This window comes from bacterium, from assembly GCA_009926305.1.
Lineage (GTDB): Bacteria > Bdellovibrionota_C > UBA2361 > UBA2361 > RFPC01 > RFPC01.
On sequence record RFPC01000092.1, the window covers coordinates 1 to 8,429 of the forward strand.

Annotated in this window: 6 protein-coding genes; all 6 read left to right on the forward strand. The window is 47.4% G+C overall.

Annotated features, from left to right (window positions below; translation table 11 throughout):
- The coding region (gene rpoC / locus EBR25_11470; protein NBW41601.1) for a DNA-directed RNA polymerase subunit beta' at positions 1-3,673 on the forward strand (3,673 nt) is incomplete at its 5' end.
- Positions 3,674-4,129: 456 nt separating this feature from the next.
- Positions 4,130-4,525: a hypothetical protein gene (locus EBR25_11475; GenBank protein ID NBW41602.1), complete on the forward strand. Its 396-nt coding sequence runs from the start codon at positions 4,130-4,132 to the stop codon at positions 4,523-4,525.
- A 150-nt stretch (positions 4,526-4,675) separates the two neighbouring features.
- Positions 4,676-5,203, forward strand: coding sequence for a peptide-methionine (S)-S-oxide reductase (msrA, locus tag EBR25_11480; protein ID NBW41603.1), 528 nt, complete (start codon positions 4,676-4,678; stop codon positions 5,201-5,203).
- A 301-nt stretch (positions 5,204-5,504) separates the two neighbouring features.
- Complete coding sequence (locus tag EBR25_11485; GenBank protein ID NBW41604.1) at positions 5,505-5,876, forward strand: 30S ribosomal protein S12; 372 nt, start codon at positions 5,505-5,507, stop codon at positions 5,874-5,876.
- A gap of 47 nt (positions 5,877-5,923) precedes the next feature.
- Positions 5,924-6,394 carry a 30S ribosomal protein S7 gene (locus EBR25_11490; GenBank protein ID NBW41605.1) on the forward strand — a complete coding sequence of 157 codons (471 nt, stop codon included), beginning with the start codon at positions 5,924-5,926 and terminating at the stop codon, positions 6,392-6,394.
- A 338-nt stretch (positions 6,395-6,732) separates the two neighbouring features.
- The coding region (gene fusA / locus EBR25_11495) for an elongation factor G (GenBank protein ID NBW41606.1) at positions 6,733-8,429 on the forward strand (1,697 nt) is incomplete at its 3' end.

Consider the following 8,429-nt stretch of genomic DNA (forward strand, 5'->3'; position numbering starts at 1 on the left):
TGGCTTAGAGTACGGTGAGTTGCTTACGGAGAAGGATTATCGCTCGCTCCGTATGGAACACGGCACGAGCTTTGAAGCGGGGATGGGCGCTGATACGGTCTACAAAATGCTTCAGAATATCGATGTGGAAGCTGAATGTCACAAGTTGCGACAAGACCTTGTGGATGTGAGTTCTGAAGCGAAGAGAAAAAAATATACGAAGCGTCTTAAGGTGCTTTCTTCGTTCCTTAAAAGTGGGAACAAGCCCGAGTGGATGATTCTTACTGTGATTCCAGTCATTCCACCAGATCTACGACCTCTTGTGCCTCTTGATGGAGGACGGTTTGCAACCAGTGATTTGAATGACTTGTATCGACGAGTTATCAACCGAAATAACCGTTTGAAGAGGCTGATTGAGCTAAACGCTCCAGACATCATTGTTCGTAACGAAAAGCGGATGTTACAAGAATCTGTGGACGCGTTATTTGATAACGGCCGACGTGGCAGAACTATTACTGGTCCAAACAAAAGGCCGCTGAAGTCTTTGAGTGACATGTTGAAAGGGAAGGGGGGGCGATTCCGTCAAAACCTGCTTGGAAAGCGGGTTGATTACTCCGGTCGTTCGGTGATTGTTATCGGCCCAGAAATGCGGCTCCATCAGTGTGGTATCCCGAAGAAAATGGCACTCGAGCTCTTTAAGCCGTTTATTTACAACAAGCTAGAGGAGCGCGGATATGTGACAACTATCAAGTCTGCAAAGAAGATGGTTGAGAAGCAGAAGTCAGTGGTTTGGGATATCTTGGATGAGGTCATTAAAGAGCATCCAGTGATGTTGAACCGGGCACCGACACTGCACCGACTCGGTATTCAAGCGTTCGAGCCTCTCTTGATCGAAGGAAAGGCTATAAGGCTTCACCCACTTGTGTGTACTGCCTTCAACGCTGACTTTGATGGTGACCAGATGGCGGTGCACGTGCCGCTCTCTATTGAGGCTCAGGTAGAAGCTCGAGTGCTCATGATGTCGACCAATAATATTCTATCTCCGGCGAGTGGTAAGCCGATTATTGTTCCTTCTCAAGATATTGTTCTTGGTCTGTATTACATGACGAGAGAGCGGCCATTCGCGAAAGGCGAGGGGCGAGTCTTCTCTGGTTTCGATGAATTACACCTGGCGTGGGAGTCAGGGGATATTGATCTCCAGGCAAAAGTTCAATGCAGAGTGAAGGGTGAGTTGGCGGAGACTACCGTTGGTCGGGTACTACTTCACGGTCTGTGTCCAGATGTTCTTCCCTTTTCACACTTCAACAAGGTGATGAAGAAGAAAGAGATCTCGGGTCTTATTGATGAGTGTTTCCGTGTTTCTGGTAACAAAGCTACAGTACTTCTTTGTGATCGACTGAAGGATGTCGGATATCGGTTTGCCACAATAGCGGGCATCAGTATCGGTATTAAAGACATGGCGATTCCAGAAGCGAAGTATCGAATCCTTGACGAAGCGGACTCTAAAGTTGGTGAGATTGAAGGGCAATACCAGGAAGGTCTCATTACATCTGGGGAACGCTACAATAAGGTGATTGATATCTGGTCAGATGTTACCGATCGGATTACTGATGACCTCATGACAAATATCTCTACTCAGACTTTTTCGGATGAGTCGGGGCAAAACTCTCGTGATGGAGCGTCGTTCAATTCGATCTTCATTATGGCGGACTCAGGAGCGAGGGGTTCTACGCAGCAAATCAGACAGCTGGGCGGAATGCGGGGTCTGATGGCAAAGCCAGATGGTTCGATTATTGAACAGCCCATCAAAGCGAATCTCCGAGAGGGGCTGAGTGTTCTTCAGTACTTCGTCTCGACGCATGGAGCGAGAAAAGGTCTGGCTGATACGGCTCTGAAGACAGCGAACTCAGGGTATCTTACGAGAAGGTTGGTCGATGTTTCTCAAGATTGCATCGTTACCACTCCTGACTGTGAGACAACGAACGGCCTGGAAATGATGGCTCTTGTCGAGGGCGGTGAAGAGATTGAATCACTCTCAAACCGTATTTTGGGGCGCATTGCATCGGAAGATATTACAGACCCAATAACGAACGAGACTCTTGTTGCTCGGAATGAAGAAATTGACGAAGAGAAGTGTGCCAAGATCAATGAGGCTGGAATTGAAGTTGTTTCAATTCGCTCTCCTCTAACCTGTCAGAGTGACCGAGGGGTATGTATCCTCTGTTATGGAAGAGATTTGGCTCGTGGTCATGTGGTTAACATCGGTGAGGCAGTTGGAGTTATCGCTGCTCAGTCTATCGGTGAGCCTGGGACACAGCTAACGATGAGAACGTTCCATATTGGAGGAACTGCTTCTGGTAAGTCTGAGCAATCATCTCTTGAGACGAGGTTCCCGGGAGTAGTGAAGCTCGATAACGTACGTTTAGCAACTCGACGTGATGGTAGTCAGGTCGTAATGAGCCGCAAAAGCGACATGACTATTGTTGACGAAAACGATGGTAGTCGAGAGAAGGAGCGGCATGGACTAGTCTACGGTGCTCGGCTCCACGTGAAAGAAGGACAAGAGGTGAAGTCTGGTCAGTTAATTGCTGAGTGGGATCCGTTCTCTATTCCAATTCTTTCTGAGGTCGCAGGGCGTGTTGAGTGGCAAGATGTGAACGAGCACACGATGGAGGAGCGTACCGATGAGCGTACAGGCTTTGCTGAGCGAGAAATCGTGTCGGCGAAGAATAAGGCGTCTGATCTCAAGCCTCGAGTGGTTATTTATGGGGAGGATGGCGAAACAAAAGTCTATAACCTTCCCGTAGGTGTCCGACTGGTTGTTGAGCACAACGCGGATATCGATGCTGGTGATGTAATTGCAAAGAGGGAGCGAGCAACAACGAAGACGAAGGATATTACTGGTGGTCTTCCGCGTGTGGTCGAGCTTTTTGAGGCGCGAAAACCAAAAGATCCATCGGTGATTGCAGATGTGGACGGAGTAATAGACTTTGGTGAGGACTCACGCGGTAAAAGACGCATGATTCTCACTCCAGAGTATGGGGAACCAGTCGAGTACCTTGTGCCGAAAACAAAGCACATCGCTGTGCAGAAAGGTGACTTCGTGAAAGCTGGTGAAGCACTTACTGATGGTGCAACAAACCCACATGACATCCTTCGGATTCACGGTGAACATGCTCTAGCGGCCTATCTTGTGAACGAAATCCAAGAAATCTACCGACTGCAAGGGGTAAGAATAAACGATAAGCACATCGAAGTCGTTGTTCGTCAAATGTTGAGACGGGTGATGATTACCGAACTAGGAGACAGTGACTTTTTACCAGGGGTACATGAGGATCGGTTCCGAGTAATGGCGGAGAACGAGCGGTTAGTTTCCGAAGGGAAGCAACCAGCAGCGTATGAGCCACTTCTACTCGGAATTACCAAGGCAGCTCTTGCAACTGATTCCTTCATTTCGGCGGCAAGCTTCCAAGAGACAACGAAAGTTCTCACAGAGGCTGCTGTGAATGGAGCTGTTGATAACCTGAATGGCTTGAAAGAGAACGTCATCATGGGCCGACTGATTCCAGCGGGTTCTGGGGTTGATGTCTACCAGGAAAAAGAGATTAAGGTTGAGGGTGAAGAGGAAGAGGAAAAACAAGAGGAGTTCAGGATTGGACAGACATCTCTTGAATCTCTCGCTGGCTTGCTCTAGCGACTCGGTTCCCTTGATTTGTGCTTGAGTCGACGGACGCTATTGTCGCTGATGATCAGGCGGCAATAGCGTCTTCAAAACCCCATTTTGGTCTTTATCGGCACTTTTGTTTCTAATTAACCCCGGTTGTTTTAGCTCTACTCTTTTTGGGATTGTGAGCTCTTGAATATATAACTCACTGTTTTCATTCAAATTGCCTTGAATTCTAAGGTGAATGCCCTACTTATGCTCTTCCGAAACCTTCTATATTTTTGGTAAAATAGGGATAAGGTCTTGGATTTACGAATGGTTTGTGGTGACTTGTTTTTTTCTCAGTGTTATCAGTGTGTAGCACCAGAAAAAATATCTTTTGTGCAACAACATGAAATAAGCCCCCATAACGATTGTATAGTCTGGGACCCGAAAAAATGGCTCGGGTCGGTTTTAATTAATTGGTTTCTTTAGTGAGGAAACACCATGTTTAATAAAGTAAAAAAACTCTATATCACGTCTGGACAATATGTTGGTGCTGTCCTGGCAGCTCCAAGTAAAATGCAGGGGCTCGCTATGAGCTTTATTGCTGGTCTGGGAATTTTACTCATCGGCTCTCAAGATATGTCCTTAGCACAGCTTCAGGACCGATATGACATTGAATACAACGATCAGCGTGTAGACAACGTAATTAATGCTATCTTCGTTTACCTGGAAGGAAGCTTTGGAGCGTTGATTATGGTTTCAGCTGGTTTGCTAGCGATTGTTTCTTCTGCCTTTGGTCAGTACAGAGCCGCACTAGGACTTCTAGCGGTAGCAGTTGGAGCGTTCTTACTCCGCTCGCTCGTTGGAACATTCTTTAATGACCAAGGTATTGCATAGGAATACTGCGACATTAAAAATGAAGTTGTTATCTCTTTGGAGATAACAACACCAATAAAAAAGGGGCTATATGCCCCTTTTTTATTGGTGTTTTGGAGAGGGAGGTCACAGAATAGAGAAGGGCTTAGCGAATAAAACGGGGAGAGATGCATGCAAGAAGAGAGAGCAACATTTGCAGGGGGATGTTTTTGGTGTCTTCAGCCCGTTTTTGACCGTATCGATGGAGTGCTGAGCACCTCGGTTGGGTTTTCTGGAGGGGAAACTGAAAATCCAGGATATGAGGAGGTGTGCCAAGGCAATACGGGTCACCGTGAGGTGATAGAAGTTATCTTCGATGCTTCTCGAGTAGGATATGAAGCACTACTTCAAGCTTTTTGGCAGTCCATTGATCCAACTCAGAGTGATGGGCAGTTCGCAGATAAGGGAGAACATTATCGAACGGCAATTTTTTATCACTCAAAAGAGCAGCTTGAACTTGCACAGCAGTCAAGGCAAGAGCTCGATGATTCAGGGAAGTTCTCTTCTCCGATTGCCACTGAGATAGTGCCAGCCAGCCAGTTCTACAGAGCTGAAGAAGGTCACCAAGAATATTACAAAAAGAATTCGTGGCATTATGAGAGCTATGCTGAAGGGTCGGGAAGAAAACCATATTTGAGAAAGACCTGGGGAGTGAAATAAAACGCTTCGGAGCTGATAGGTGGTTGCTTAATACGTATGAAAAGCCACTGTGGAGGAGGAAGACTTGCTCTAGAAGTTCAGTAAATATAGGGATCTAGCGATTCCTACCAAGAGATTGGCCAGGTAAGTCCCACCTTTCAGGAGGTTTTTATTGACTCCGGTCAGAAAAAAAGGCCGAGAGGTTGAGTATTCTGAAAGAAACCCGTACCCTTAGCCTTCATTTTTTAGAGCTAGAAGTGGAAGATCGCTCGGAAAACGAGAGATCTGATCAAGTGTATACGTTGAATAGAAAAGTTAGATTATGCCAACGATTAACCAATTGGTGAGAAAGCGTCGGGGCTCAAAGAGTTCGAGGGTCAAGTGTCCGGCGTTAAAGCAGTGTCCTCAAAGAAGAGGTGTTTGTACTCGGGTGTACACTCAGACACCAAAGAAGCCGAATTCTGCATTGAGAAAAGTAGCGCGGGTAAGACTTACTACCGGAGTGGAAGTAACAAGTTACATCCCAGGCGTTGGGCACAATCTGCAAGAGCACTCAGTGGTTCTTATCCGTGGTGGACGGGTGAAGGACTTACCGGGGGTTCGCTACCATATCATACGTGGAAAGCTTGAGGCTCATGGTGTGCAGGATCGAAAGCAAGGTCGCTCAAAGTATGGAGCGAAGCGCCCTAAGTAATAGTTGGGAATCAGCAGATTATTTTTTGGTAGTCGGGTAAGAGAGAAATGACACGAAAGAAGAAAGATTTTACGAGAGATATTTTACCAGATCCGCGGTATCACGATGTGGTATTTGCAAAGGCCGTGAACATCCTGATGAAAGACGGGAAGAAGAGCGTTGCCGAAAGAGGGTTGTACGATGCGCTAGATAAGATCAGCGATAGAACAAAAGAGGACCCGCTTCAGATTTTTCACAAAGCACTCAACAACATTCAGCCTTCGGTGGAAGTGCGGTCCAGACGGGTGGGTGGTGCGAACTATCAGGTGCCAACGGAGGTCAATCCGAAAAGAGGACAGGCGTTAGCTCTTCGGTGGTTAAAGATCGCTACTGAAGGACGAAGCGAAAGAACACTTGCAGACAGGCTAGCGGGTGAGTTGCTTGAGGCTCATGAAAACAGAGGAGCAGCCGTTAAGAAGCGTGAAGATACCCATCGCATGGCGGAAGCAAACAAAGCATTTGCACACTTTCGCTGGTAGAATTGTTCGCAGTAGTAGAACTGTTCGCGGTCGTAGAATTGTTCGCGGTAGTGGCTCTGTATTGTTCAAGAGCTGTATTGCACCCAAATCAGCATCGTTCCGCGTAGGGTGCTAGCTCACGAAGCTCCGTTCCTTTCATATAAGCGCCTTCTGTGTAAGCAAAGTGCCGTCCTGTATACAAATCGAGTTTTTTGGTTAGTATAGGGGCTGTGTCTTGTGGGGGCTGTGTCTTGTGGGGGCTGTGTTTTATGGAGAGCCTGTTCGGCTTCGGAGGGTTCCTCAGAGTACATTCCCATTTCTCTAAGAGGTAGATAGTGTCAAAGAAAACAACATCAACGATGGACCTCTCAAAAACCCGTAATATCGGAATCATGGCTCATATCGATGCTGGTAAGACGACTACTACAGAACGCATTCTTTTCTATACCGGGATTAATTACAAAATTGGAGAAGTGCACGAAGGTGCTGCCACCATGGACTATATGGAGTTGGAGCAGGAGCGTGGGATTACCATTACCTCGGCGGCAACAACGTGTAGTTGGTCGGGAGCTGAAGGAGGATTGCCAGAGCATAAAGTCAATATCATTGATACCCCAGGACACGTGGACTTCACCATTGAGGTAGAGCGAAGTCTGCGGGTACTCGATGGAGCCGTTGCCGTTTTTGATGCAGTCAACGGGGTAGAGCCTCAGTCAGAGACGGTGTGGCGTCAGGCAACCAAATTCGGAGTTCCTCGTTTTTGCTTCATAAATAAAATGGATAAGACCGGGGCCGATTTTGACTATGCGGTGAGTACAATCCGTGAGCGACTTGGGGCTAAGGCCGTTCCCCTCCAAGTTATGATCGGGCAAGAGGGTGAGTTTGCTGGAGTTGTCGACCTCGTAGAAATGAAGGCGTATTACTACATTGATGAGTCAAAAGGGGCGCAATACGAAACGCGAGATGTTCCTGACGAGTTGATGGATAAAGTGATGTCTGCAAGAGAGTTTCTCTTTGAGAGTATCGCTGACTGTGATGATCACTTCATGGAGCGTTACCTTTCTGGTGAGGAGTTAACCCCTGATGAGATTCGCACTTGCATTCGAAAAGGCACTTTAGCGCGACAAATATATCCAGTATTAGGGGGGAGCTCTTTCAAGAATAAAGGGGTTCAGCCACTGCTCGATGCAGTAATCCACTATCTCCCTTCTCCCCTTGACGTTCCCCCAGTTCACGGTTTTAAGCCTGATTCAAAGGAAGGGGAAGAGGTTTCTGTAGTTCGCACTGCTGATGAAAGTGAGCCGTTCAGTGCGCTTGCCTTTAAAATAGTGACAGATCCATTTGTGGGAGTGCTCACGTTTTTCCGAGTGTATTCTGGAGTTCTGGAGACAGGAGCGACGATCTTGAATGCAACTCGAGGAAAAAAAGAGAGAATCGGAAGACTCGTTCGAATGCATGCTGATGATCGAGAGGAGGTCAAGCGTATTGGTGTTGGTGATATCGGGGCGGCAGTTGGATTGAAAGAAACCTTCACAGGAGATACGTTGTGCGAAGTTTCGCAACCCATTCTTCTTGAAAGTATATACGCTCCCGATCCAGTAATCGGTGTGGCTATTGAGCCAAAGTCAAAAGCCGATGAAGAAAAAATGGGGCTAGCGCTGGTGAAACTGGCGAAGGAGGACCCATCACTTCGTATGGAGACGGACCCTGAAAGTGGGCAGACGATCCTACACGGCATGGGGGAGCTTCATCTTGAGATCATTAAAAGTCGACTTGAGAGGGAGTTCTCTGTTCAAACCACCGTTGGAAAGCCTCAGGTAGCATATCGGGAGACCATTGTCGCTCCAAAGACGGAGCATGAGCTCAAGTACGCCAAGCAAACGGGAGGGAGAGGACAGTTCGGACATGTGTTTTTACGGCTTGAGCCATTGTCCTCTGGCAGTGGTTTTGAGTTTGTTGATGAGATCAAGGGCGGCATTATTCCAAAAGAGTACGTCCCCGCGGTCAAAAATGGGGTTGAAGAGGCTCTCCGGGGTGGAATTTACGCTGGATATCC

Coding starts and splice junctions, on each gene's coding strand:
- EBR25_11475 (NBW41602.1), top strand. CDS start 4,130: ATGTTTAATAAAGTAAAAAAACTCTATATCACGTCTGGACAATATGTT.
- msrA (NBW41603.1), top strand. CDS start 4,676: ATGCAAGAAGAGAGAGCAACATTTGCAGGGGGATGTTTTTGGTGTCTT.
- EBR25_11490 (NBW41605.1), top strand. CDS start 5,924: ATGACACGAAAGAAGAAAGATTTTACGAGAGATATTTTACCAGATCCG.
- EBR25_11485 (NBW41604.1), top strand. CDS start 5,505: ATGCCAACGATTAACCAATTGGTGAGAAAGCGTCGGGGCTCAAAGAGT.